Annotated in this window: 1 protein-coding gene; it reads right to left on the bottom strand. The window is 69.0% G+C overall.

Annotation, left to right across the window (positions count from 1 at the left end; translation table 11 throughout):
* Positions 1–246: 246 nt before the first annotated feature.
* Positions 247–543 (bottom strand): VpaChn25_0724 family phage protein, encoded by a 297-nt coding sequence (locus PMES_RS16335; RefSeq protein ID WP_159966769.1) that lies wholly within the window; start codon positions 541–543, stop codon positions 247–249.
* Between the last annotated feature and the right edge of the window lie 156 nt (positions 544–699).

The following is a 699-nucleotide window of genomic DNA, read 5'->3' as shown; positions in this document are numbered from 1 at the left end:
GCACGCCGGGATGAATGACTTCGCCCAGGGCCACCTCGGCGCCGCGCGGCGTGGCCGTGGCGATGACCACATGGCCCAGATCGGCCAGCTCGATCAGGTCGGCCTCCTTCAACCAGGCCAGCGCGGCGCGCATCTGGTCCTCGCTGCTCGCCACGCCCACCCCGCGCACCACGTCGCCCAGAATGGAGGCGGGATCGCGAGCCTGCGGTGCTCGGACATCGTCGCTTCAATCATCGTGTCTCTCCATCATGGATCCGGACGCATGACGCCGGGGTAATATTGGGTGCCCTCCGAGACGTCCCGCCCGGCACTGGTCAGCCGCGCGATCGTGTCGGTGCCGTAGGAGCGCAGGGTGGTCAGCTGCGCCTGCTCCAGCCAGCTCAGGTCCGCGACCAGCTGGTCGCCCGTGGTCGGCAGGCCGATGCGCGCGCAATGCAAGCGCAGGACGCTGGCCGAGGCCTCGTAGCCGCCGGCAGCGGCGAGATAGCGCAGCACATGCAGCCGCCGCATCTCCGCCTCGATCCTCTCGACCGGCCAGATCATCACTTGGCCCCCTTGCTGGCCTCCCAGGCCGCCTTGTAGAGCACCGTCAGCTGCGTGCCTTGCTGCTCCAGAACGCCGGTCTGGCGCGCGATGGCCACCGACAGCTCAGAGACTTCCTTCGATGTGGCGAGCGTATCGAGCCGCGCCTCGATGGTG

Source organism: Profundibacterium mesophilum KAUST100406-0324 (genome assembly GCF_009835145.1).
Classification (GTDB): Bacteria; Pseudomonadota; Alphaproteobacteria; order Rhodobacterales; family Rhodobacteraceae; genus Profundibacterium; species Profundibacterium mesophilum.
Note: the sequence above shows the minus strand (reverse complement) of the source record. Positions and strands in the feature narration are given on the sequence as shown.